Genomic DNA, 22,293 nt, shown 5'->3' with positions numbered 1-22,293 from the left:
CGCGTCGAGAGGGTCATGAGCTTCCTGTTGCCGGTGGCCGTGCTGCTGGTGTCGGCACAGCTACCCCTGTCCACCCAACTCCAACTCCCCACGGGGGAGACCGCGGAGCTGGCCGCCGACTACGTCCTGTACGAGCCGGAGCGCCAGGTCCTCACCGCGCGTGGCCACACCGTGCTGCGCTCCGGTGAGCTGCTCCTGCGCGCGGACGAGCTCTCCTACGACCAGGTCAATCAGGTCGCCGTCGCCAGGGGCAGCGTCATGCTCGTCAACGGCCTGATGGCCGCGGTGGCCGACGAGGTGACGGTGGACGTGGAGTCGCAGGAGGCCAACGTGAAGGGCGGCCTCTTCATGCAGAAGCGGGGCGTCTCCCCGGAGGCCCTGTTCCAGGCACGGACGCCCCAGGAGCTGCGCAACCTGGGAGAGACACCCGTGCTGATGAGCGGCACGCGCATCAAGCGCACCGGGCAGAACTCCTTCGAGGTGGACGGGCTCGCCTTCGCTCCGTGCCTGTGCGAGGCGGGCACGCCCTCCTGGCGCCTCGAGGCCAGCAGCGCCGAGGTGGCGCTGGGCGAGCACGCCACGCTCACATGGCCGGTGGTGTATGTGCACTCGGTGCCGGTGTTCGCGCTGCCCTGGCTGTACCTGCCCCTGGCCGAGCGCCGCTCCGGTCTGCTCATCCCCCGGCCCTCGTTCTCCGGCCTCAATGGTGTCTCCTTCGAGCAGCCGGTGTTCATCACGCTCGGGCGCAGCTACGACCTCACCCTCACGCCGGCCTACTACCTGGGGAGGGCGGAGAAGGACGTCACCCGGACCCTCGACGGGGAGTCCTTCACCCGACCCGAGCCGGGCAGGAATGGCATCCGCGGGCCTCGCCTGCTCACGGAGTTCCGCTACATGCCGTCCGCGGGCACCGAGGGGCGCGCCACCCTGGGCCTGCTCTACGACTTCCACCCCGTGCGCAACCCGGTCACGGGCGACTTCTTCCTGGGCGAGGATCGCAGCCTCATCCGCGAGCGTCGCGGGCTGCGAGGCGAGGCCTCCCTGCAGCACCGGCAGGACCTGGGCGGTGGATTCCACGACCGCATCGACGCCTTCGTGGTCTCCGACGGCTTCTACACGCGCGACATCACCGCCGACATCATCGCCCGTGAGAACCAGTACCTGCGCAGCACGGGTGTCCTCTACCACCGGGGCGAGGACCACTGGGCCGGTCTGGAGGTGGGCCTCCGCCAGGACATCCGCTGGGGCTACGGCCTGCTGGGGAGCAACACGGCTCCCGCCGGGGCGGTGCTCGACAAGGAGCTCACCCCCGCGCCCCGCACCTTCCAGCGCCTCCCCAACCTCACCTGGGCCCTGCCCGAGCGGCCCCTGTTCGGCCGGCTCGTGGGCGGCATGAAGATGGAGTTCACCCGCCTGTCCCCGCTGCTGTCCCGCTTCGGCGACGAGGGAGAGGACGGACGCCATGACCCGGATCGGCTCCTGGTCGTCACCAACCCCAGCGGCACCCAGAGGGATCCCGACCCGGCCCAGGGCAACGGCCTCTTCGACGCCTCGGATCGCGAGGCCAGGGACCGGGTGGACCTGCTTCCCCGCCTGTCCTCCTCCTTCGCGCTGGGCCCCTATGCGCGGCTGTCTCCCGCGCTCTCGTTGCGCCAGGACTTCTATCTGGGCGAGGTCTCCGGACGGGCGGCGCAGCGGGGCTACCCCATGCTGGACCTGGTGGTGGACTCCGAGCTGGCGCGCACCTTCCAGTTCCGCGGCAGCACCCTGCGGCACTCCCTGGTGCCCTCGGTGCGGCTCCGTTACGTGCCCCTCGTCTGGGGCGGTCTTCCCCCGCCCGGTGCTTCGCCGGAACGTCCGGGTCAGGTCTACGACGAGGTCGACGCGGCCCTGCCCGTCACCCCGCCCGGCGTGGCGCGCCGCTTCCTCCATGCGGTGGTGGAGCTGCACCAGACGCTCGGCGCACGCCAGGCGAGCGGCGCCCGGAGCGAGCTCCTCCGCCTGACCCTGGGGCAGGGGTTTGACCTGTCGCGTCATATGCCCACCCTGGGTCAGGGCGTCGCGCTGGATGACGACAAGACGGTCCGCGACACCTTCGGCCGGCTGACGGCCAGCCTGGGCGCCTTCAGCGGCGGCGGGGTCATCCGGTACGACCCCAATACTCGGGAGATCGCCCAGCTCAGCGCCGACTTCCAGGTCTCCGTTCCCCAGGGGTCCATCTTCGCCCGCTACGACGACCTGATGGGCGTGGGCTCGGATCGCCTGCGCCGGAGCCTGGATGCCCTGGTAGGGCCCGCTCTCTCGAGCGCCCAGCGGGCACAGTTCCTCACAGCGGGGACACAAGTGTCGCTCGGCTTTGGTCTTGGGATAAGATACGAGGCCATCGTGCAACCACAAGCACGCAACGAGTCTCCCCTCAGCCAGCAGTGGTTCGCGGTGTCGTATGGCCCCGCGTGCAACTGTTGGCGAATCGAGGGGGTAGCCAGGCTCGCAAGGGGGCAAACGTTTCCCGACTTTGGTGCCAACCTCACCATCACCGGAGTCGGGACGTTTGGAACCGGGGGTTAGGAATCCCGGGCGCGTGTGCGTGGTTCTTTCACTCCCTGACTGTATCCCCCCCTGAGGAGGACGAGGTCTTTCGTGTCGGAACTCGGCAAACGTATTGGACAGCGCATCCGTGAACTTCGCACCCAACGCCCTGAGCGTTGGACACAGGAGGAGCTCGCGGAGCGTGCGCAGATCAGCGTCTCCTTCCTGTCGATGATCGAGCGGGGCGAGCGTGTTGCACATGTGGAAACCCTTGCCGCCCTGGCCAACGCCCTGGGCGTGAGCCTGGGCGAGCTCTTCGCTGGAACGGAGGAGACACCGGCGCAGACGGAGGACTTGCTGCGGCCGTTGTCGGACTTCGCTCGGGCGAGGGGCCTGACGGCCCGGGACGTGGAGCGCCTGCTGGGCGTGGCTCGTGCCATGTTCAGCGGTTCCGCGGCCTGAAATCAGGCCTGACCCCAGCCTGCTGATCGGCTGCCGTCCTTGACGGGACGCATCTGAGACCGGGAAGATGGGAAGTGTTGGCTGTGCGTCAAAGGCGCGCGGCGCTCTTCCTCTTCAAGGAGTCATCTCAGATGCGTCTGGGTCTCGCCGTGTATGTGGCGATCGCGAGCGGGTTGCTCGCGGCGTGCCAAGCCCCGACCCCCGCCACGCTGGAGTTCGTGGACCAGTCTCCACTCCAGCCGCGGCTCGGGGAAATCACCACGCTGCGCTTCCGGGCGATCGACACGCGCGGTCAGCCGCAGGCCGGCGTTCGGATCGCCTTCGAGGTGCAGGCACCCGTCTCGGGTGTCGAGCTCAATCCTCCCGAGGCCACGACCGACGTGGACAACGGCATCGCCTCCACCCAGGTGGTGGCCAAGGGCGGCCGTGTGTCCTCCGTGGTCGTCGTCGCCCGGGTGGATGACAAGACGGCGCTCAGCCCCGCGGTCACCTTCGCGGGCTCCACCTCCACCTCCCGCCAGTTCACCTTCCAGTGCGGCTCCGTCTCGGGCGCCGGCTCGGGTGGTGTCCATGCGATCGGCGCCTACGACGAGACGCGTCATCTCATCGCTGGCGTGAAGGTGGACTGCATCGCCCACGTGGCGGATCGCAACGGCGACGGCATCGCCGGGGCGCAGGTGTCCTTCCTCACCGAGGCCGGCACCATCGGCCCCAGCGCCAGCAGCGTGACGGACGTGGTGGGCAACGCCAAGGTCCTCTACAAGACCTCGCTGCCGCTGCCCGACGACGTGCCCCCGGGTACCTTCACCTGGACTCCGCTCAACGACCTCACCCATACCGGCGAGTACCTCGCGCCGCTGTGGATGCACCCGTTCGCGTGGACGGAGAATCCCATCGCCAACTACAACCTGGAGCCCTCCCTCCAGGAGCCGCGCCGGCCGGATCCCATCCGTCCGGGCAAGGAGAACAACCCCCGCGACAACCTGGTCAGCATGATCGCCGTCACCACGGGTGAGGAGGCCTTCGACGACCTCAACAACAACGGCGTGCGTGACGAGGTCGAGCCCTTCGTCGACCTCACCGAGCCCTTCGTCGACAACAACGACAACGGCACGTGGGACGCCAAGGAGCGCTTCGTCGACGCCAACGGCAACGGCGTCTGGGACGGCAAGAACGGCAGGTACGATCCGATCACCCTCATCTGGGTCCAGGAGCGCATCCTCTGGACGGGCTGGCCGCACGAGCTGGACCGCGACGTCTCGGCCCGCAACCCCAGGGGCGTGGTCCGCCAGCTCTTCCCGCCCGCCACTGGCACCCCGGTCCGGTATATCCAGAACATGCCCGTGAAGTTCTACTCGTTCACCGCCTCGTTCCTGCTGGCGGACCCCTGGTTCAACAGCCTGGCCCGGAACGAGGACGGTGACGGGTGCGAGGCGGGCGCCGTCGGGCCCGTGACCGTCACCAAGCTGACCGGTGGCATGGCCTTCACCTACCCGGCCTACACGCTCATGCAGTACGCCATCTCCGACGCGCGCGACCCCACCAGCACCAGCACGCCCACCTACCCGGCGGACCAGGTCCGCTACTCGGTGTCCGCGCCCTGCGTCTTCACCGCCTCGCCGGTGGAGGGCTACAAGGCCGTCGTCCAGGCGCCCACGGTGGAAGGTGTCTTCAAGGAGTGAGAAGTAGCGTTCAAGGGCATTGACCCCGGCTCCCTCCATCCGTAGCGTCCTCCCCGGCTGATTGGCGAATCAACCGGCCGGGGAGAGACACCGCGTGAGTCAGCGGCAGAGTAAGACGGAGGAGGCAGGGAGCCGGGAGGGCGAGCGCCGCCGCACCATCCTGCGAGCGGCGATCGACGTGTTCGCGCGCAAGGGGTACCACGGGTGCCGCATCGCGGACGTGGCGCGCGAGGCGGGCGTGGCCTACGGGCTCGTCTACCACTACTTCAAGAACAAGGACGAGCTGCTCGAGACCGTCGTCGAGACGGGGTGGAGCGGTTTCATCTCGCGCCTGCGCACGGTGGTCGAGGGCGAGGGTTCCTCGCTCGAGCAGAAGGTGCGCGGCATCGCGGACGTGGCCTTCGAGGCCTACCGGGTGGATCCCCGCGCGGTGAAGGTGCTCATCCTGGAGGTCGCCCGCAGCCCCGCGGGGACGCAGATCGTCAGCAGGCAGCAGGCCTTCCTCGACACCATCCGCATGGCCGCGGACATGTTCCGCAGCGCCCAGGCCACTGGCGAGCTGCGCGCGGATCTCGACCCGATGCTCTGCGCCTCCCTCCTCGTGGGCTCCATCGAGCTGGGCCTCACCGCCTTCGTGTCGGGGCTGATGGAGGACCGCAGTCCCGAGGCGTTGGAGCGCGCCAAGGTGCAGATCGCCGAATCCTTCCTTCACGGCGTGCTTCCCGGCGCCGCCACTTCCGCGGAGGTGTCATGGAAGCAGGAGAGGTCGTCGTCCGGTACCAGGCCGAAGGCGGGCAAGCGCTCCTGACCATCGACCGGCCGAAGGCGCGCAACGCGCTCTCGCCGGAGGTGTTGCGAGGGCTGCTGGCCGGATTGGAACGCGCCGAGGCGGACCCCGCGGCGCGCGTGGTGGTGCTCACTGGCGCGGGGGAGAAGGTGTTCTGCGCCGGGGGAGACCTCGGGCAGATGGGCGGGGAGGGCGGTTTCCTCTCCACGCACGAGGGGCGCCGCGTCTATGGCCAGCTGCTCCTGCGGCTCCAGGACATCCGCAAGCCCACCGTGGCGCGCGTCAACGGGCACGCGCTCGCGGGTGGGCTGGGACTGGTGCTCGCGTGTGACCTGGCCGTGGCCGCCGAGCACGCCGAGCTGGGCACGCCGGAGATCGACGTGGGGCTCTTCCCCATGATGATGATGGCGCTGCTGCAGCGGCACGTGGGCCGCAAGCGGGCGCTGGAGATGGTGCTGACGGGCGAGCGCATGCCGGCCCGTGAGGCGCTCGCGCTGGGGCTGCTCAACCGCGTGGTGCCCGCGGCGGAGCTGGACGCGACGGTGGGCGGGCTGGCGGGGAAGCTCGCGGGCAAGAGCCAGGCGGTACTGGCCCTCGGACGCCGGGCCTTCTTCACCGCCGAGGACCTGCCCCTGCCGGCCGCGATCGAGTACCTGGCCTCCCAGCTGTCGCTCAACGTGCTGGCCGAGGACGCCGCCGAGGGTGTCACCGCGTTCATCGAGAAGCGTCCACCGAAGTGGAACGACCGCTGAGTTCCCGAAGTCCCCGAGGAGGTGCCCCATGCCGCTGTCGAAGGACAAGGTCGTCGTCACCTGCGCGCTGACGGGCGTGCTGGCCAAGAGGGATCAATGCCCGTACCTGCCGTACTCCCCGGTGGAGATCGCCGAGGAGGCCCGCCGTGCCTACGAGGCCGGCGCCGCGGTGGTGCACATCCACGGGCGTGAGCCCGACTCGGGCGAGCAGACGTGGAGCGCGGACATCTACGGGCAGATCAAGGAAGAGGTGCGCAAGCGCTCGCCCATCATCGTCAACTTCTCCACCGGTGGCTTCAACATGGGGGTGGAGTCCGAGGAGGAGAAGAAGGAGCGCCTGGCCTACGTGTGGAAGACGAAGCCGGAGATGGCCGCGCTCAACATGGGGTCGATGAACTACGCGAAGTATTCGGAGAAGCGGAAGGGCTTCGTCTTCGACTTCGTGTTCCCCAACCCCTTCTCGGACATCCTGCTGGCCACCGAGGCCATGCGTGAGGGTGGGGTGAAGCCGGAGCTGGAGTGCTTCGACCTGGGCCACGTCCACAACGCGCAGCCGCTCTTGCAGATGGGGGCGCTGAAGGGCCCGCAGCAGTACAGCTTCATCCTCGGGGTGCTGGGCGGCGTGGCGCCCACGGCGGAGAACCTGCTGGCCATGGCGCGGCAGGTGGGCCCCGAGGACACCTGGGAGGTCATCGGCATCTCCCGGGTGCAGTGGAAGCTGGTGGCCGCGGCGCTGGTGCTCGGCGGCAACATCCGCGTGGGCCTGGAGGACAACTTCTACCTGGACCCGGCCGGCAAGGAGATGGCCAAGGGCAACGGGCCGCTGGTGGAGAAGGCGGTGCGGCTGGCGCGAGACATCGGCCGCGAGCCGATGAGCCCGGACGAGGCCCGGGCCGCGCTCGGCATCGGCAAGGCGTGGTGAGGCCTACTCCTTGTCGCGCTGGGTGACGGCGGGGGCCGGGGCGGTGCCGAAGTCGAGCTTCAGCAGCGTCTCGCCGTCCACCCAGAGGTCATCCACCTTCACGCCCCAGTGGAGGTGGGGGCCGGTGACGCGGCCGGTGTTGCCCACCTTGCCCAGGAGCTGGCCACGTTCCACGCGCTGGCCCTCCTTCACCTCGAAGGCGGAGAGGTGGAAGTAGGCCGTGTAGAGGCCGGCCCCGTGGTACACGAGCACCGTATTGCCCGAGGCGTAGTTGTCCCGCTTCATCACCACCGTGCCCGCGTTGGCCGCGTAGATGGGTGTGCCCACGGCCCCGTCCACGTCGGTGCCGAAGTGCTGGCTCTGCTTCTTGCCATTGAAGGTGCGCAGGTCGCCGTAGGGCGCGGTGACGCGGCCCTGGCGCGGCCAGGCGAAGTTCTCTCCGAAGGCGGGGGGGACGAAGCCCTGGGCGAAGGCGGCGGCGAAGGCGGCCTTGTCCTGCTCCATGCGCGTCTGCACCTCTGGCGGCGGCTTCACGAACTTGCTGGCCACCTTCAGCGTGCGCGCGGGCCAGCCCGGCGCCACCACCTTCAGCGTGCCCGAGAGCTCCACGGGGGCGGCGCTCCCGGTGGTCGGCACCGTCACCTTCACCGCCACCTGTCCCGGCGTCTGTTCCACCGGGAGGCCCGTGACGGCCTGGAAACCGTCACCCACCGGGTAGAAGCGCAGCGGGCGCTCTCCCAGCGTGCCAGTGGGGGCCTCGTTCAGGCCGCGCACGGTGACGAGCACCGGGTCTCCTGGCCGGGCCGTTCCAGGCTGGAGGGAGAGGAGGGGCCGCCCCTCGGACGCGAGGGCGGACAGGCCGAGGAACAGCAGGAGGAAGGGAAGCCTCCGGAGCGTGGGGATATGCACGGGGGCGAGATATGCGTGCGGGCGGGGGGAGCGTCAACGAATGCCGACAGCGACAACCCCCCGAGTGTCCGCCGCGTGGCTGTCAGCGCCGACCCTCGGAGGGGGAAGGGGCGCATGCCTCGCCAGTCGAGGGGCGGGCGGACGGGCAGGCCCCCGTGAGCCCCAGCGTTCACTGTGCTCGCGTGGCTTCTTAGCTTCCGCGCATCCGTTTTCCGAGGGGGAGATAGTCGGATGCCGCGTTCCTTCCGTTTCGAACACTTCAACGTACCGAAGACCACGACCTCGAGCCGAGGCCTGCGACGCCGGGGCAAGCAGCTCTCCGAGCGGCGCGCCGTGGATCGCCGCTTCGACAAGGAGGGCATCCACTACGGCCGGAACCACGCGGAGACGGAGGAGATGTTCCAGGTGCGGGCCATGAACGCGCAGCTCGAGGCGCTGGCGGGGCTGTCGCCCAACGCGCCGGTGGTGCCCACCGCGACCAACCGGGGCCAGCCCATCGGCGCGCTGCCGGCGGCCGCGGAGCCGCTGGTCGCGCGCAATGCGCTCCGGGACGTGCTGGATGAGGCGCTGCGCCAGTTCCGCGCCCTCCAGTCGGGCATCCAGGACGCCACCAAGGCCACGGGGCGGCTCCTGTCCCTTCCCATGGAAGCGGTCCGGCTGGCCGCGCAGCGCATCCGTCTCGTTCAGGGATAGCCAGGGCCGTGGAGCTGACGCTCGTCTCCTACAACATCCACAGTGGCGTCGGGACGGATGGTCGCTTCGACCTCCACCGCGTGGGCCAGGTGCTGCGTGAGATCAACGCGGACATCATCGCCCTCCAGGAGGTGGGGGACTACCGGGGGGTGACGTCGCGCGAGGACCAGCCCGAGCACCTGGCGGATCTGCTCGGGCTGCACATGGCCTTCGGCCCCAACGTGGTGCGCAACGGCCGACGCTACGGCAACGCCATCCTCTCCCGGCTGCCCATCCTCAAGTCGAAGAACTACGACCTGAGCGTGGGCCGCCGTGAGCCCCGGGGCGCGCTGCGCTGCGACCTGGACCTGGGCAATGGCCGGCAGATCCACGTCTTCTGCCTGCACCTGGGACTGAGCATGCGCGAGCGCCGGCGCCAGGAGGCGCTGCTGTTGTCCTCCGACATCCTCCGGGATGCCGTGCGGAATGATCCCGTGGTCGTCTGTGGAGATTTCAACTATTGGGGCCCCGGCGCGGTGCCCGGCCTGGTGCGCCAGGCCATCCACGACGCGGCGCTGGAGCTGGGCAGCCCGGTGCGCACCTACCACTCCCGCTTCCCGGTGCTGCGGCTGGACCGCATCTACGTGGACGCGGGCGTGAGGCCGTTGGATCTCCACGCCCACCGCACCCCGCTCTCCGAGGTGGCCTCGGACCACCTGCCGCTGGTGCTGCGGCTGGAGGCCCCGCTGGAAGGGCACATGCCCCGCTCGGCACCCGTCGAGCTCATCGGCTAGGCTGGGCCCTCCAGCGCGTCGGAGGGCCGAAGCTGACGAACGCTGGACATATGTCTGCGCGACGGGGTTGTCGCGGAGAACGGGGGGGACCTACGTTGGGGCCTCCGAATGAGAGCGACGGCCGGGGAGCAGATGGGCTTGGGCACCGAACAGACGGAGCGCGGATTGAGCGTGCTCGTCGGACGGCTGACGGATGTTTTCAGCAAACTGGTGACGCAGCACCTGACACTGGCGCGCGTGGAGTTGATGGATGACGCGCGCCTGATGGGCTCGGACGTGGCGCGCATCGCCGCCTTCGTGCCCTTCGTGTTGGTGGGCTACTTCTTCGTCTGCGGGGCGCTGTCCGCCCTCCTGGCGCGGTGGCTCGGCTGGACCGGAGCGCTCGCGCTGGTGGGGGTGGCCAACCTCGTGGGAGGTGGGCTGGGGATCGCCCGGGCCGCCACGCGGCTCAAGTCCTTCCGGCTCATGGACAACACCACCGAGGAGCTCAACCGCAGCGTGGCGGCGCTCGCCCAGGCTCCGGCTCCTCAGCCCCAGCCCGTGGCGCTTCCCCAGGAGTCCTCCAATGGCCGCTGACGGCAAGGCGAGGTCCTCGCCCCCGACGTCCGAGCAGATCCGCGCGGAGATCGCACGCACCCGCGCCGAGCTCGTCCACTCCGTCAGCGAGCTGCGCGAGGAGGTGGCGCGGCGCGCGGACTGGCGCGAGTGGGTGCGCAGCCGGCCCCTGGCGTGCGTGGGGGCGGCTTTCTTCATCGGATTCCTCATCGGCAATAGCCAAAGGCGCTGAGACGCCACACCTTCGTTCCACCCTTCAACCCCGAAAGAGGATGGCTTCCATGGACGTCAATCCGCAGCACCTGCAGGACAAGGCCCGGCAGTTCCAGGAGAACGTGGTGCCGCAGTTGGATGAGGCGCGGCGCAACCTGGAGGATCTCAACACGCGCGTGGTGAGCTTCATCCGCGCCAATCCGGGCACCTGTCTGCTGGGGGCCGTGGCCGTGGGATTCATCGTCGGGCGCATCGCGTCCCGCCGCTGAGCACGTCACCGTTTTCTCGAAGATTCGGAGTACCGATATGGCGACCTTCCAGAGCAATCCGGGCAATGGCACCGGCCAGACACAGGGCGATCAGGATCAGGGCGGCTTCGGCCAGCGGGTGGACCGGATCGGCTCGGACGCGCAGCAACTGTGGGACGATGCCCGCGGCGCGGTGACGGACCTGCGCGACACGATGGACCTCAAGGGCCGCGTGGAGCGCAACCCGTACCTGATGCTGGCCGCGGCCTTCGGCGTGGGCTACGTGCTCGGCGGCGGGCTCTTCACCCGCACCACCGGGCGCGTCATCCGCCTGGGGATGCGGCTGGCCGCGCTGCCCCTCGTCAAGGACGAGCTCCTCGGCATGGCCGAGGCGGCGATGCGCGGTGTCGAGGTGGGGGCCCGAGGCATGTCCGGCATGACGGGCTCCGAGGGCGGCTCCGCGGGTGGTTCCAATGGTCCGCGCGGTCCCCAGGTGTGATTGACTCTCCCTCCCAAACGTCTCACATGGAGCGCCCGCGATGTTCAGCATCAACGACCTGAAGAAGATGGACAAGGACGACGTGCTCGATCTGATCGGCTTGGAGACCAAGAAGGGGCCGACGGACTGGATGCTGCCCGCGCTCGGAGCCTTCTCCGTGGGCCTGCTGGTGGGCGCGGGCCTCGGCCTGCTGATGGCGCCCAAGCCCGGTGCCCAGCTGCGCGATGACCTGCGCAGCCGGCTCCAGAACGGCCAGGACTCCCTGTCCAACGCCAACGGCCAGCCGCGCTCCGAGCCCGCGTCTCGCGGCGCCTGAGCGTCTGATTCCCTCCGTCCGGGCTTCCCCGGGCGGCCTTCGTGGGGGCGATCCGGTCACTCCGGGTCGCCCCTTCGACTTTCGGGGCGGTAGACTCCCGCTCATGCAGGAGCGCGTGGCGTGACGTCGAGGAAGGAGCGCAAGCCGGCCCGTGGCGGCGGCCGGACGACGCGGAAGGGCTCTCCCGGTGCGGACGCGAAGGCGGAGCCGCCGGCCCGGGGGCGTGCCCGGCGCGACACCCCGAAGGAGGTGCCCGCCGTGGAGGAGTCGCCCGGTCCCTCGAGGCGGGTGGAGCGCGAGGCACCGCGAGAGCTTGCCACCGTGGCGCCTCCCTGGCGGGTCCCCGCGCTGCTGCGCCGGGACACTCCGCGCGACACTCCCGCGGTGGGGACCGCCACGAAGGAGGGCGCGCTGGAGCGTCCCGGGCCCGCGAGGTCTCGGACGGAGGTGCCCCCGGCGGAGCCAGCTTCGCCCGGTGCCGCCGCGGAGTCCGTGACGCGTGGGGCCCTGGCCCGGGTGCGGAGCGTGGAGACACTGGAGGTGGGCTACGACGCGTGGCTCGAGCTGCGGCTGGCGCACGGCGCGGCGCGGCTGCGCTTCCGGGAGGAGCGCGGGCGGTTGGAGCAGCAGGGCTCCTTCCTGGTGGGGGCGGTGCGGGCGGCGAGCCAGGAGCGAGGGGCCTCGGAGGGGCCGGCACCAGGAGGGGAGCCGGCGCTCGTCTCCGAGCAGGGGCCCATGCGGGACTTCCTGCGCCAGGCCGAGGAGAAGCTGGCGCGGGCGCGCGAGGCGCTCGCGAAGGACGAGGCCGAGAGCGAGGCCCGGTACCAGGCCGCCTTCGGGGAGATCCGCGCCACGCTCCAGGACAGGGTGCGGCGCTACCTGGCCGCGGCGCCTCCCCGCCTCCGGTTGCTGCTGCGCAAGGTGGGCGCCACGCGCGCCATCCTCCACCTGGAGCGCGTGGGGGGCGATGAGCCGGTGCTGCTGCTGTTCCTCTTCGCCGGCCGGCTCGCCTCGCGCCACGGCTTCCTCTTCGACGACTCGACGGAGGACGTGTCGCTGCCACCGGCGCCGCTGTACGCGGAGGAGGGCGTCGCGCCGGGCGAGGTGCGCCCGGAGGCTTCGGACCTGATGGCCCGGGTACGAGCACCGGGAGAGGTGCTGCCCGTGAAGGGCTTCCTGCCCATCTTCGTGCCGCGCCCCGAGGGGGGCGAGGACTTCTTCCGCCTCCTCCAGCGTGGGCCGGTGCTGGAGGTGGAGGTGGCCGAGGGCCCGGGTTTCCGCAACGTCCTCACCCGCGAGGAGTCCGAGCGCTTCGCGGGGCACCTGCTGCGCCTCAAGCTCGAGGGCAGGCTCGAGCTCGAGGTGGAGGCGGGGTGAGCGCTACTTCGTGTGCACCATGCCGAGGTCGGCGGTGCCCACCAGCAGCGCGCTGCCGACGAAGAGGTTCTCGGACTCGGGGCCGCCGGTCTTCACCGTCTGGAAGACGACGAGGTAGTTGCTGCCCGGCTTGGGGAAGGCGCTGCCCGGGATGACGATGGTCTCCTTCTGCCACTCCACGGGGGACAGCACGATCTCGAGGAAGTCCAGCGGCTCCTTCGGAGCGTTGGTGTAGGTGGGCTCGCCCTTCTCGCCATTGGTGCCCAGGGGGACGACGGTGACGAAGCCCAGCGTGCGCACCTGGTTGCCGGCCACCGCCGGCCGCTGCAACGAGAGCCCCTGGTTGGCCGTGTGCGAGACGAAGCCCTCGGGCGGGTGGAGCCTCGCGATGCGCTCCAGGGCCGGCGCTTCCTCCACCACGCCCACGTACGAGCTGCCGCCTTGCGTGGCGACGAAGCGGTAGGTGGCACCGGACTGGTACTTGATGCCGCCATCTCCGAGGAAGTCACTCGTCTGGCCGTAGGTGCCCGCGCCCTTGTTTTCGAGGCTCAGCGGACTGCCGTTCTGGGGCTCGAGCCGGACGGTGGCGTTGGCCAGGGGCTGCGGGGTGCCCTGCTCGCTGCTGCGCGAGCCGAAGAAGACGAAGGCGGCCGTCTGGCCGGGGATGGTGATGCGCTCACCTTCGGGGATGCCGCCGTCGGGCAGCGTGCCGGCGTCGTATCCGGCCATGGCGGCCGCCGACACGTTCACGTCCGGCGTGGAGAAGAGGGTCCCCACCATCACGTTCTCGGCGAGGATTTGATTGCCCGTCTTGCCCAGGTCGCAGGCAAGGGGGGAGAGCAGGAGAGCAGTCGCGGCAGCGGACAAGACGAGGCGTTTCATTGCACCATTCCAGAAGGTCGGCCCTGCGGACGAGCATAGCAGGGCGCGGGGAGGGCTGGGCGCGTGGGCGGATCGCGCTATGGTGGCCGCTCCCGTGCGAAGCCTTCCCATCTACTCGGCCGGTCTCCGCTTCCTGCAGCGGCTCGGCATCTCGCTCCTGCAGGCCACGCTCTTCGGCGCCATTCTCGGGGTGCTCGTCTATTACCGGGTTCCCCGCTCGCAACTCGCCGAGGAGGCCACGCCCCTCGCGCTGCTCGCCCGCCCCTCGGCCTGGGTGCAGTCCTGGGAGCACGGCACGTACGACTGGCGCGTCCGCTCGCTGGGCGCGCGCTCCTCGCGCTCGGACCGCGTGGTGGTGGTGGCGCTCGATGACGAGACGCTCGCCGAGGCCCGCCAGGACCAGCACCCCGGCATCGCCTCCAACCCGTGGCCCCGGGAGATCCTCGGTGGCCTGTCCAACCGACTCCTCGACGAGGGCGCCGAGCTGGTGATGCTCGACTTCCCCTTCACCGAGCTCAGCCCGCGCGCCTGCCTGGCGCAGGGCACGCCCGGGCTGGAGGGACTGGACGACGATCGCGCCTTCCGCAAGCTGCTGGACCGCAACCCGGAGAAGTCGGTGCTGGCCTTCGCGTGGTCTCCGGGCCGGGAGATTCCCGCGGGCAGCCGGCTGTGGCCGTACCGCGTGCGGCTCGGCACCTTCGCTGGCGCGGCCGAGGCACGGGGCCGGGTGCAGTCGGTGCTGGCGGATCAGCGGCCGGCCTTCCTCATCCCGGCGGGCAACGCGGTGGAGGTATGGGCGGGAGTGGCCAGCGAGCAGGAGGGCCAGCGGGTGGTCCTGGCGCAGGGCCTCCGCGAGCCGCCGAAGGTGCAGGAGCGGAGGGCCACGGATGACACGTTCCGTGTGGGTCCGCTCGAGCTCTTCGTGTCCCTGGCGGAGGTCCAGGTGGAGGGGCTGGACACCTCGCTGCTGCCGGAGGTGCGCCAGCTGGAGCATCCCGTGGCGCCGCTGCTGGGCACGGCGAGCCTCTACGGTTCCATCACCCTGCCGGCGGATCCGGACGGGGTGGTGCGGGCCGTGCCGCACCTGGTGAGCTACCGTTCGCGCGAGGGGGCCCGGCACGTGTTGCCCTCGATGCCGCTGGTGGCGGCGATGCGCCTGGCGAACACGCGCCAGCTCCGCTACGCGGACGGCCGGCTGCACGTGGGGGACCGGTTCTCCATTCCCATCGACGAGTCCGGCTACAGCCTGGTGCGCTGGGACGCGGCCGAGGTGGGGCGGGGCTCACGCGGTTCGGTGTCCCGGGCGCTGCCCGCGTGGAACGTGCTGCTCAACCTCTTCGCGGTGCGTGAGGGCGTGCCACCCCGGGCGGTGCACGACATCGAGGGGCGGCTCATCGTCTTCACCGACACCTCGCGCCAGGGGATGAACTTCCAGCACACGCCCATCGGCGAGCGCACGCCCTCGGGGGCCGTGCTCGCCCAGTCGCTGGTGAACCTGTTGCAGTCCGAGGGCATCACCCGCGCCACGCCGAAGGTGGATCTCTTCCTGACGCTGGGGCTGGCGCTCATTGGCGCCTTCGTCGCGCTCACCTTCAACCGGGGCCTACGCTCCTTTGGCGACGTGCTGGTGTACCTGTTCGCCATGGGCGCGGTGGGGCTGCTCTACGCCGGGGTGGCCTGGTACGTGTTCGTCACCCGGCTGCTCTGGGTGGCGATGGCGGCCCCGCTGCTGGCCATGGCGCTCACCTTCGCCTTCACCATCGTCCAGTCCTCGCGCACCGAGCGGCAGCTGCGCCACTTCATCACCGGCGTGCTCGGCCGGTACGTCAGCCCCGAGGTGGCGCGGTTCGTCACGCGCGACCTGCGGGTGCTGACGCGGCCCGAGCGCCGTGAGGTGACGGTCTTCTTCTGCGACCTGGACGGCTTCTCGCGCCTGTCGGGGCAGCTGCCGCCCGAGCGGATCATCCAACTGCTCAACGACTACCTGACGGAGATGACGGACGTGGTGCGCTCCACGCACGGCCAGGTGGACAAGTACATCGGCGACGCGGTGATGGCCTTCTGGGGCGCGCCGGTGCGCACGGATCGTCACGCGCACCACGCCTGCGAGGCCGCGCTGAAGGTGAACGCGGTGCTGCAGGAGCGCCAGGCGTATTGGGAGAAGACGTATGGCCACTCGCTGCGGTGCCGCATCGGCATCGACAGCGGCGAGGTGCTGGTGGGCGGCATGGGAAGCGACCTCGAGGCCCGGTACTCCGTCATGGGCGGGTCCGTGAAGCTCTCCATGTTCCTGGAGAGCCTCAATCGCGAATACGGCTCCTTCGTGCTGGTGGGGGACGCGGTGGCGCGGCTGGCGCAGGACGCCTACGTCTTCCGCGAGGTGGACCGGCTGCGCATGAAGGGCCGCGCCGAGCCGCTCCGCATCCACGAGCTGGTGGGTCGCAAGGGGGAGATCAACCCACAGGGGCAGGAGAGGCTCGCGCTCTACGAGCAGGCGCTCATCGCGTACCACCAGCGGCGCTTCGACGAGGCGCTGGCGCTCTTCACGCGAGGCGTGGAGGAGTTCCAGGACTCGGTGGCGGGCCTGTACGCCGAGCGCTGCCGCAAGTTCGCCCAGGCGGCGCCGCCGGAGGACTGGGACGGCGTGTTCGCGCTCGAGGGCAACTGAGGGAGGACCCGCCGGGCGCGCTTTTCGCCAACTGGTCTGACAGTCAGACCAGTTCGCGCGGAGCGCGCCCGGGAGGCGGGCTCCGTGTGGAGCTCAGTCGTCGGCTTCGTCCGGGTGGCCGAAGAGCTCGACGACGGGCTTGTCCTGCTCGATGTGCTCGGCCACCACGCGCCGCATCTTCTCCGGCGTCATGTGCGAGTAGTACGCCTCGCCCTCCCAGCCCATGAGCTGGTAGTCCTCGGGGGAGAGTGGATCTCGCTTGCGCCCCGTCTCCTCGCGGATGACGACGTTGGGCCCCATGTGACAGAAGCCGTAGCAACCACCGCGGTACAGCTCGCAGCGCGCCTGCAGACGCCGTGTGGACAGCTCGTCGCGAGCGGCCGCGGCCACGGTATCGGAGCCGCCGGCCTTGCAGCTCGAGCCCTTGCACACGGAGAGGCGGTAGCGCTTCATGCACCGCCCACCCTACGGGACTTCGCGAGGTGCTGGAAAGGGCCGCATCACTCCAGAGTCCACGCTCCCTCGCACGCCCCCCGAAACGACACCGGCCCGCCGTCCACCGCGAGGAGCGGGGAGGGCGGGCCGGGAGCCGGCGGGAGCCGCCGGGCGTGCTACTTGAGGAACTTCGTCACGGGCACCGGGCCGTCGTTGGAGACGACGGTGCGGCTGCCCGAGGGGGCGTGCTCGCCGTGGCCGTGGTGGCCCGCGGGGAGCTGCGCGTGGGCGTGGTGCTCCTCGTGGCCCTCGCCGATGCGGGTGTGGGCCTCCTTGTGCGTGTGCTCCGGACGCTCCGAGCCCGTGCGCTTGTTCCAGGGGTCGGACGGGTGGGAGACGGCCGGGCCCTTGAGCAGCTTGGGGATGTCGTAGACGAAGCCCTGCCGGTTGTACTCCGCCGGAGTGTGCGTGTACGTGTCCATGCGGATGGCGTCCTTGGGGCACGCGTCCACGCACAGGCCGCACACGATGCAGCGCAGCTCGTCGATGACGAACTGGGTCGGGTACTTCTCGATGACCCGCGAGCTCGCGTCGGCCGAGTCCGTCTCGTACTCACCGGCCTCGATGTAGATGCACTGGGCCGGGCAGATGGTGGCGCACATGTAGCACGCCACGCAGCGCGGCTTGCCGTCGTCGCGCGGTACCAGCCGGTGGAGACCGCGGTACCCGTCGGGGTACGGCATCTTCTCCTCGGGGTACTGCACCGTGGTGATGAGGCTGGTGCTCTTGCGATCCTCGAACGGGGTGCCCACCTCCCGCGTCCCGAAGAGGTTGCGCAGGAAGTGCCGGGTGGTGATGGCCAGACCGCGGATCAGCTCGGGCAGGTAGGACCGCTCGCGGATGTCGGTGCGGGGATCCTGGGTTGCCTTGTAAGCCATGGTGTCTTTCTCTCAGCTCGAACTAGTGCGAGGCCGCGGTGGCACCGGAGTGCGCACCGGCGGGATGGGAGTCCGCGGCATGGGCGGCATGCGCGTGGGCGGGCAGGCCGTGGCCATGCGCGTCGTCGTGACCGTGTCCGTGGGCCCCGTGGCCACCGTGACCATGGCCCTCGGTGCCCTCCTCCTTCTTGGCGGAGGACATCGTCAGGGCCACCAGGACGCCGATCTGCAGCAGGCCGAAGAGGGCCAGCGCGCGCAGGGAGGGATCCCACAGCACGAGCGCGCCCGTGGCGAACACGTTGATGAGGCCGGCGGGCAGGAGGATCTTCCAGCCCAGGGTCTGGATCTGGTCGTAGCGGAAGCGCAGGAACGTCCAGCGGATGGCCAGCTGCAGCCACACGAAGAACATCACCTTCGCCCAGAACACGGTGCCGAGCACGGCGCCGTACAGCCACCCGTACTCCTTCATCACCGCCAGGTTGGACAGCCACTCGCCGCCGAAGGGCAGGTGGTAGCCGCCGAAGAAGAGGACGACGATGAGGCCCGACAGGACCACGATCTCCACGAACTCGGAGATCATGAACAGGCCGAACTTCATGCCCGAGTATTCGACGAAGTAACCGATGATCTCCGACTCACCCTCGGGCGTGTCGAAGGGGGCGCGCTTGGTCTCCGCGAAGGCGGCGGCGAAGAAGAGGAAGAAGCCCAGCGGCTGCAGCAGGAAGCCCCACGCGGGGATGCCGAAGTCGAAGGTGGAGCCCTCGGGGGTGAAGCGCCACAGGTAGGCGGCCTGGCCGCTGGCGGCGGCGCCCGAGCCCAGCTCATTGGTCACGTGGCCCACGAAGGAGGGCAGCTGCACCGTGGAGAAGGCCATCATCAGGCCCACCAGGGACAGGCCCAGCGCGACCTCGTAGGAGATCATCTGCGAGGCGGCGCGGACGCCACCGAGCAGGGCGAACTTGTTGTTGGAGGACCAGCCGGCCAGCGAGGTGCCGTACACCGCCAGCGAGGCGATGGCGAACACGTAGAGCAGGCCGAAGTCCGGGGTGGCCACCACCATGTCGACGGTGTGGTCGAATACCTTCACCGTGGGGCCGGCGGGCACCACCGCGAACAGGGCGAACACCGGCGCGAAGGCCAGCATGGGCCCCAGGTTGTAGAGGAGCTTGTTGGCCGTGGCCGGGATGAAGTCCTCCTTGAAGAGCATCTTCGCGCCGTCGGCCAGGAAGTGCGGGATGCCGACCAGCGCCTTGTCCTTCAAGCCCGGCAGGTGGATGCGCGCGCGGTTGGGGCCGATGCGGTTCTGCATCAGCGAGCTCCACTTGCGCTCGGCCACCGTGAGCAGGGATGCCGTGCCCATGACGAAGGCCAGCATCAGGATGAGCATGTTCGTGAGCCGGCTGGCGCCCGGGAAGACGCCCTCGACCACGCCACCCAGCACGTACGCCAGGAGCATGTGCACGGCGAAGGCGCCGAACATGACGCCGAACCAGAAGAGAATGGTGGTGACGCGCTTCATTGTCAGAGACCCCGGACCCTGGGAGCGCCGAACTCACGATACCCAGGAGGCCTGCCGTCGGCGGCGGTCGGCAGCGGATTGATGCCCGGCTTCTCCCGGTCGGGCGGCGAGGCCTTGTCCCAGTCGAAGGAGGCGAACTCGGAAACCTGCTTGCCCAGCTCGCGGAACACGTCGCGCGAGGACGTCCAGGCCGCGGTGCCACCCATCTCGCGGGTGAGCTCCGCCGCCAGCGCCCAGTGCGCCGCGGCGTCACCCTTGGAGGGGTAGGCCTTGCGGAAGCGCTGGATGAGGCCGTCCACCTGCACGAAGGTGCCATCGTGCTCCACGTGCACGGCGGCCGGCAGCAGCACGGTGGCCTGCGCGGTCACGGGCGACTCGTTCATCGCCTGCGCCACGAAGACGTCCAGCTTCGCCGCGGCCTGCGCGAAGGACTCCTCGCCCACCGGCACCTCGGTGCCCACGGCGTAGAGCGACTTCACCCGGCCCGCGTCGATGCCCTTCACCAGCTCGTCGAACGGCTTGACCGTCAGCCCCAGGCCCTGGGCGATCAGCTCCAGGCCCTTGCGGTTGGGGTTGCGGTCCGCCGTGAGGAGGTAGTGGTCGGCCTCGCCCTGCGGGCGGCCACCGACGAACACTTCCTTGGCGCCCAGCGACACCTTGGCGAAGGTGAGCGAGGCGAGCAGGTCCTCGTTGGAGGCGACCGGCGAGGCGAGCACCGCCACCTTGCCCTTCACGTCGGCGAGCGCCTTGGCGGCGGCCTTGATGGCCTCCTTGCGCGCGACCTCCGGACGGGCGGTGCCGGTACCCTGCTGGCGGCCCACCACCGCGCTCAGCACGCGGCCGGTGTTGAGGTACTTGTAGGTCGAGCGACCGTGGTCGCACATCCAGCTCTTGTTGACGGCCTCGTTCTCGCGCGGGCGGTAGCGGTAGGTGTCCTGGCCCATGAAGTCCGCGTAGGTGTTGCAGCCGCGCGAGCAGCCGGTGCACACGGACGGAGCGGCGGACAGGAACCAGGCGCGAGCGCGGAAGCGGAAGTCGCGGCTGAGCAGCGCGCCCACGGGGCAGATGTCCACGGTGTTGAGCGAGTAGTTGCTGTTGAGCTCGCTGCCCGGGAACGTGTCGATGACCTCGTGGCTGCCACGGCCGAAGATGCCGAGCTGCGGCTCCTTCGGAATCTCGTTCATGAAGCGCACGCAGCGGCTGCAGATGATGCAGCGCTCCTGGTCCAGCACCACGCGGGGCCCCAGGACCTTGCGCTTGTTCTTCAGCGCCTTGCCGCCCTCGAGCCGGGAGGGGCGGTAGTCGTAGCGCATGTAGTAGTCCTGCAGCTTGCACTCACCGGCCTGGTCGCAGATGGAGCAGTCGACCGGGTGGTTGAGGAGCAGGAACTCCATGACGGCGCGCTGCTGCTCCTTCACCTTGGGGGTGGTGGTCTTGATGACCTGACCCTCGGCGATGGGCGTCTGGCAGGCGGGCACCAGCTTGGGGGCGTTGGAGGCCTCCACCATGCACATGCGGCAGTTGGCCGCGATGGACAGGCGCGGGTGGTAGCAGAAGTAGGGGATGTCCGAGCCGACCATGCGGGCCGCCTCGATCATGTTCGTCCCCGGCTTCACCACGACTTCCTTGCCGTCGATGGTGCAGGTGACGAAGCCCGGGTTCTTCGGCGGGGGAGGGCCGGCCGGCTTGGCGGCCGGGGGCGGCGGAGGCGCCGTGGGGGCGCTGTGCGCGGCCGGAGGCGTATCCAGCTTCGCGCCCGCGGGCGGGTGCTTCGGCGTGGAGCCGGGCGCCTCGCGGGTCTCGGAGGGCGCGCCCTTGGGGGGCGTCTGCGAGTCTCCGGTGGGCTTCTTGGTGTCGTTGTCGCTCACTGCTCGACCTCGCCGCCGATCATGTTGATCGTGTCAAAGGTGGGAATGAGGTCCGCCAGCATCTTGCCCTTGATGATGGAGGGCACGGCGGACAGGATGGGGTAGCCCGGCGCGCGCACGTGGACCTTGTACGGCCGGCCGCCTCCGTCGCTCACCATGTACCAGCCCAGCTCGCCGTTGGCGGCCTCGGTGGCGTCGTACACCTCGCCGGCGGGCACCTGGATGCCCTCCATCACCAGCTTGAAGTGCGAGATGACGCCCTCGATGGTGCCGTACACCTCGGGCTTGGGCGGCAGCGCGATGCGCCAGTCGTCCAGGATGATGGGGCCGCCCGGAATCGTCTTCAGCGCCTGGCGCAGGATGCGCTCGGACTGCTTCATCTCCTCGATGCGCATCAGGTAGCGATCGAAGTTGTCGCCCCTCTCGCCGATGGGGATGTCGAAGTCGAAGCGGTCGTACACCCAGTACGGCTTGGCCTTGCGGATGTCGTAGTTGATGCCGCAGGCGCGCAGGCAGGGGCCCGTCCAGCCGTAGTCGATGGCGTCCTCGGCGCTGATGACGCCCGTGTCCTTGGTGCGATCCACGAAGATGCGGTTGCGCGTGAGCAGCCCGTCGATCTCCGTGACCAGCTCCATGACCTTGTCCAGCGTCTTGTGGACCTTCTCGATCCACCCCTCGGGCAGATCGCGGTTCATTCCGCCGATGCGGCCGAAGTTGGTGGTGAGCCGCGCGCCCGTCAGCTCGGCGACGCGGTCCATGATGAGCTCGCGCGCCTCGACGGCGAAGAGGAACGGGGCGAAGCCGCCCAGCTCCATGCCCGTGGCGCCCACGCACGTCAGGTGATCATGGATGCGGTGCAGCTCGGACCCGATGACGCGGATGTACTGGGCGCGCTCCGGAATCTCCAGGCCGATGAGCTTCTCTACGGCGTTGAGGAAGCCGAAGTTGTTCATCATCGCGGACACGTAGTTCAACCGGTCCGTGTACGGCAGGCACTGGGTCCAGGTGACGTTCTCGCAGCTCTTCTGGAAGCCGCGGTGGAGGAAGCCGATCTCGCAATCGGACTCGGCGATGTTCTCGCCCTCGAGCTCCACCTTCATGCGCACCGTGCCGTGCATGGCGGGGTGCGAGGGGCCCATGTTCACGTACATCCGCTTGGTCTGGAGGTGGGTCTCCAGCTCCGCCTCGTGGGCGTAGGCGTCGATGTCCGGGTTGGGCGCTTCGGGACTGGGGGGTGACGCGGGCTTGTGGGTGTCCGCCATGATG

Annotated in this window: 22 protein-coding genes; 15 read left to right on the top strand and 7 right to left on the bottom strand. The window is 69.8% G+C overall.

The genetic code is table 11. The features are described 5' to 3' along the window. The first annotated feature begins 15 nt into the window (after window positions 1–15). The 6 genes from JRI60_RS34015 to JRI60_RS33990 all read left to right on the top strand — a co-directional run bounded on the left by JRI60_RS34015 (window position 16) and on the right by JRI60_RS33990 (window position 7,134). A complete protein-coding gene (locus JRI60_RS34015; protein WP_204220086.1) occupies window positions 16–2,568 on the top strand; it encodes an LPS-assembly protein LptD in 2,553 nt (850 codons plus the stop codon). A 72-nt stretch (window positions 2,569–2,640) separates the two neighbouring features. After that, on the top strand, window positions 2,641–2,991 hold the full coding sequence (locus JRI60_RS34010; protein ID WP_204220085.1) for a helix-turn-helix domain-containing protein: 351 nt from the start codon (window positions 2,641–2,643) through the stop codon (window positions 2,989–2,991). A gap of 131 nt (window positions 2,992–3,122) precedes the next feature. Beyond that, window positions 3,123–4,673 carry an Ig-like domain-containing protein gene (locus tag JRI60_RS34005; RefSeq protein ID WP_204220084.1) on the top strand — a complete coding sequence of 517 codons (1,551 nt, stop codon included), beginning with the start codon at window positions 3,123–3,125 and terminating at the stop codon, window positions 4,671–4,673. Between the two features lie 94 nt (window positions 4,674–4,767). Next, the gene (locus JRI60_RS34000; protein ID WP_204220083.1) at window positions 4,768–5,481 is read left to right on the top strand and encodes a TetR/AcrR family transcriptional regulator; all 714 of its coding nucleotides are present in this window, start codon (window positions 4,768–4,770) and stop codon (window positions 5,479–5,481) included. Next, on the top strand, window positions 5,424–6,212 hold the full coding sequence (locus JRI60_RS33995; protein ID WP_204220082.1) for an enoyl-CoA hydratase/isomerase family protein: 789 nt from the start codon (window positions 5,424–5,426) through the stop codon (window positions 6,210–6,212). The genes JRI60_RS34000 and JRI60_RS33995 overlap by 58 nt, the downstream gene beginning before the upstream one ends. A 28-nt stretch (window positions 6,213–6,240) precedes the next feature. Further along, window positions 6,241–7,134 carry a 3-keto-5-aminohexanoate cleavage protein gene (locus JRI60_RS33990; RefSeq protein ID WP_204220081.1) on the top strand — a complete coding sequence of 298 codons (894 nt, stop codon included), beginning with the start codon at window positions 6,241–6,243 and terminating at the stop codon, window positions 7,132–7,134. Window positions 7,135–7,137: 3 nt separating this feature from the next. On the opposite strand, the gene JRI60_RS33985 is transcribed toward JRI60_RS33990, so the two are convergent. Beyond that, on the bottom strand, window positions 7,138–8,037 hold the full coding sequence (locus JRI60_RS33985; protein ID WP_239470872.1) for a M23 family metallopeptidase: 900 nt from the start codon (window positions 8,035–8,037) through the stop codon (window positions 7,138–7,140). 237 nt (window positions 8,038–8,274) lie between these two features. Between JRI60_RS33985 and JRI60_RS33980 the strand changes: the two genes are divergently transcribed. From JRI60_RS33980 to JRI60_RS33945, 8 genes are all read left to right on the top strand, one after another. Then, on the top strand, window positions 8,275–8,736 hold the full coding sequence (locus tag JRI60_RS33980; protein WP_204220079.1) for a hypothetical protein: 462 nt from the start codon (window positions 8,275–8,277) through the stop codon (window positions 8,734–8,736). 8 nt (window positions 8,737–8,744) lie between these two features. Then, entirely contained in the window at window positions 8,745–9,509 is a 765-nt protein-coding gene (locus JRI60_RS33975; protein WP_204220078.1) for an endonuclease/exonuclease/phosphatase family protein, read from the top strand. A 108-nt stretch (window positions 9,510–9,617) separates the two neighbouring features. Continuing rightward, a complete protein-coding gene (locus tag JRI60_RS33970; RefSeq protein WP_430384332.1) occupies window positions 9,618–10,085 on the top strand; it encodes a phage holin family protein in 468 nt (155 codons plus the stop codon). Next, complete coding sequence (locus tag JRI60_RS33965) at window positions 10,075–10,296, top strand: DUF3618 domain-containing protein (protein WP_204220077.1); 222 nt, start codon at window positions 10,075–10,077, stop codon at window positions 10,294–10,296. The genes JRI60_RS33970 and JRI60_RS33965 overlap by 11 nt, the downstream gene beginning before the upstream one ends. Before the next feature lie 49 nt (window positions 10,297–10,345). Next, on the top strand, window positions 10,346–10,546 hold the full coding sequence (locus JRI60_RS33960) for a hypothetical protein (RefSeq protein WP_204220076.1): 201 nt from the start codon (window positions 10,346–10,348) through the stop codon (window positions 10,544–10,546). A 37-nt stretch (window positions 10,547–10,583) separates the two neighbouring features. Continuing rightward, window positions 10,584–11,024, top strand: a complete 441-nt coding sequence (locus JRI60_RS33955; RefSeq protein ID WP_204220075.1) for a hypothetical protein — start codon at window positions 10,584–10,586, stop codon at window positions 11,022–11,024. A 40-nt stretch (window positions 11,025–11,064) separates the two neighbouring features. Then, window positions 11,065–11,340 carry a YtxH domain-containing protein gene (locus JRI60_RS33950; protein WP_204220074.1) on the top strand — a complete coding sequence of 92 codons (276 nt, stop codon included), beginning with the start codon at window positions 11,065–11,067 and terminating at the stop codon, window positions 11,338–11,340. A gap of 120 nt (window positions 11,341–11,460) precedes the next feature. Beyond that, a complete protein-coding gene (locus tag JRI60_RS33945; protein WP_343213352.1) occupies window positions 11,461–12,717 on the top strand; it encodes a hypothetical protein in 1,257 nt (418 codons plus the stop codon). A 3-nt stretch (window positions 12,718–12,720) separates the two neighbouring features. Here the strand turns inward: JRI60_RS33945 and JRI60_RS33940 are convergent, their stop codons facing one another. Next, on the bottom strand, window positions 12,721–13,599 hold the full coding sequence (locus JRI60_RS33940) for a hypothetical protein (RefSeq protein WP_204220073.1): 879 nt from the start codon (window positions 13,597–13,599) through the stop codon (window positions 12,721–12,723). A gap of 94 nt (window positions 13,600–13,693) precedes the next feature. Between JRI60_RS33940 and JRI60_RS33935 the strand changes: the two genes are divergently transcribed. Further along, entirely contained in the window at window positions 13,694–16,267 is a 2,574-nt protein-coding gene (locus JRI60_RS33935) for an adenylate/guanylate cyclase domain-containing protein (protein ID WP_204220072.1), read from the top strand. A gap of 93 nt (window positions 16,268–16,360) precedes the next feature. On the opposite strand, the gene JRI60_RS33930 is transcribed toward JRI60_RS33935, so the two are convergent. From JRI60_RS33930 to nuoD, 5 genes are all read right to left on the bottom strand, one after another. After that, complete coding sequence (locus JRI60_RS33930; RefSeq protein ID WP_204220071.1) at window positions 16,361–16,720, bottom strand: (2Fe-2S) ferredoxin domain-containing protein; 360 nt, start codon at window positions 16,718–16,720, stop codon at window positions 16,361–16,363. Between the two features lie 158 nt (window positions 16,721–16,878). After that, window positions 16,879–17,640, bottom strand: coding sequence for a NuoI/complex I 23 kDa subunit family protein (locus JRI60_RS33925; protein WP_204220070.1), 762 nt, complete (start codon window positions 17,638–17,640; stop codon window positions 16,879–16,881). A gap of 22 nt (window positions 17,641–17,662) precedes the next feature. Beyond that, window positions 17,663–19,159 carry a complex I subunit 1/NuoH family protein gene (locus JRI60_RS33920; RefSeq protein ID WP_204220069.1) on the bottom strand — a complete coding sequence of 499 codons (1,497 nt, stop codon included), beginning with the start codon at window positions 19,157–19,159 and terminating at the stop codon, window positions 17,663–17,665. 2 nt (window positions 19,160–19,161) lie between these two features. Beyond that, window positions 19,162–21,027, bottom strand: a complete 1,866-nt coding sequence (locus tag JRI60_RS33915; RefSeq protein ID WP_204220068.1) for a 2Fe-2S iron-sulfur cluster-binding protein — start codon at window positions 21,025–21,027, stop codon at window positions 19,162–19,164. Continuing rightward, window positions 21,024–22,289: an NADH dehydrogenase (quinone) subunit D gene (gene nuoD, locus JRI60_RS33910; RefSeq protein WP_204220067.1), complete on the bottom strand. Its 1,266-nt coding sequence runs from the start codon at window positions 22,287–22,289 to the stop codon at window positions 21,024–21,026. Before nuoD ends, JRI60_RS33915 begins: the two co-directional genes overlap by 4 nt. Between the last annotated feature and the right edge of the window lie 4 nt (window positions 22,290–22,293).

Source organism: Archangium violaceum, assembly GCF_016887565.1.
GTDB classification, from domain to species: Bacteria; Myxococcota; Myxococcia; order Myxococcales; family Myxococcaceae; genus Archangium; species Archangium violaceum_B.
The sequence above is the reverse complement of the archived record's forward strand: the minus strand, read 5'-3'. Positions and strand labels throughout refer to the sequence as shown.

What these genes read in the sequence shown, in the direction of transcription:
- JRI60_RS33920 (WP_204220069.1), bottom strand. Translation starts at nt 19,159, where the DNA reads ATGAAGCGCGTCACCACCATTCTCTTCTGGTTCGGCGTCATGTTCGGC.
- JRI60_RS34015 (WP_204220086.1), top strand. Translation starts at nt 16, where the DNA reads ATGAGCTTCCTGTTGCCGGTGGCCGTGCTGCTGGTGTCGGCACAGCTA.
- JRI60_RS33980 (WP_204220079.1), top strand. Translation starts at nt 8,275, where the DNA reads ATGCCGCGTTCCTTCCGTTTCGAACACTTCAACGTACCGAAGACCACG.
- JRI60_RS33930 (WP_204220071.1), bottom strand. Translation starts at nt 16,720, where the DNA reads ATGAAGCGCTACCGCCTCTCCGTGTGCAAGGGCTCGAGCTGCAAGGCC.
- JRI60_RS33940 (WP_204220073.1), bottom strand. Translation starts at nt 13,599, where the DNA reads ATGAAACGCCTCGTCTTGTCCGCTGCCGCGACTGCTCTCCTGCTCTCC.
- JRI60_RS33960 (WP_204220076.1), top strand. Translation starts at nt 10,346, where the DNA reads ATGGACGTCAATCCGCAGCACCTGCAGGACAAGGCCCGGCAGTTCCAG.
- JRI60_RS33965 (WP_204220077.1), top strand. Translation starts at nt 10,075, where the DNA reads ATGGCCGCTGACGGCAAGGCGAGGTCCTCGCCCCCGACGTCCGAGCAG.
- nuoD (WP_204220067.1), bottom strand. Translation starts at nt 22,289, where the DNA reads ATGGCGGACACCCACAAGCCCGCGTCACCCCCCAGTCCCGAAGCGCCC.
- JRI60_RS34005 (WP_204220084.1), top strand. Translation starts at nt 3,123, where the DNA reads ATGCGTCTGGGTCTCGCCGTGTATGTGGCGATCGCGAGCGGGTTGCTC.
- JRI60_RS33925 (WP_204220070.1), bottom strand. Translation starts at nt 17,640, where the DNA reads ATGGCTTACAAGGCAACCCAGGATCCCCGCACCGACATCCGCGAGCGG.
- JRI60_RS33955 (WP_204220075.1), top strand. Translation starts at nt 10,584, where the DNA reads ATGGCGACCTTCCAGAGCAATCCGGGCAATGGCACCGGCCAGACACAG.
- JRI60_RS33950 (WP_204220074.1), top strand. Translation starts at nt 11,065, where the DNA reads ATGTTCAGCATCAACGACCTGAAGAAGATGGACAAGGACGACGTGCTC.
- JRI60_RS33995 (WP_204220082.1), top strand. Translation starts at nt 5,424, where the DNA reads ATGGAAGCAGGAGAGGTCGTCGTCCGGTACCAGGCCGAAGGCGGGCAA.
- JRI60_RS33990 (WP_204220081.1), top strand. Translation starts at nt 6,241, where the DNA reads ATGCCGCTGTCGAAGGACAAGGTCGTCGTCACCTGCGCGCTGACGGGC.
- JRI60_RS33970 (WP_430384332.1), top strand. Translation starts at nt 9,618, where the DNA reads ATGAGAGCGACGGCCGGGGAGCAGATGGGCTTGGGCACCGAACAGACG.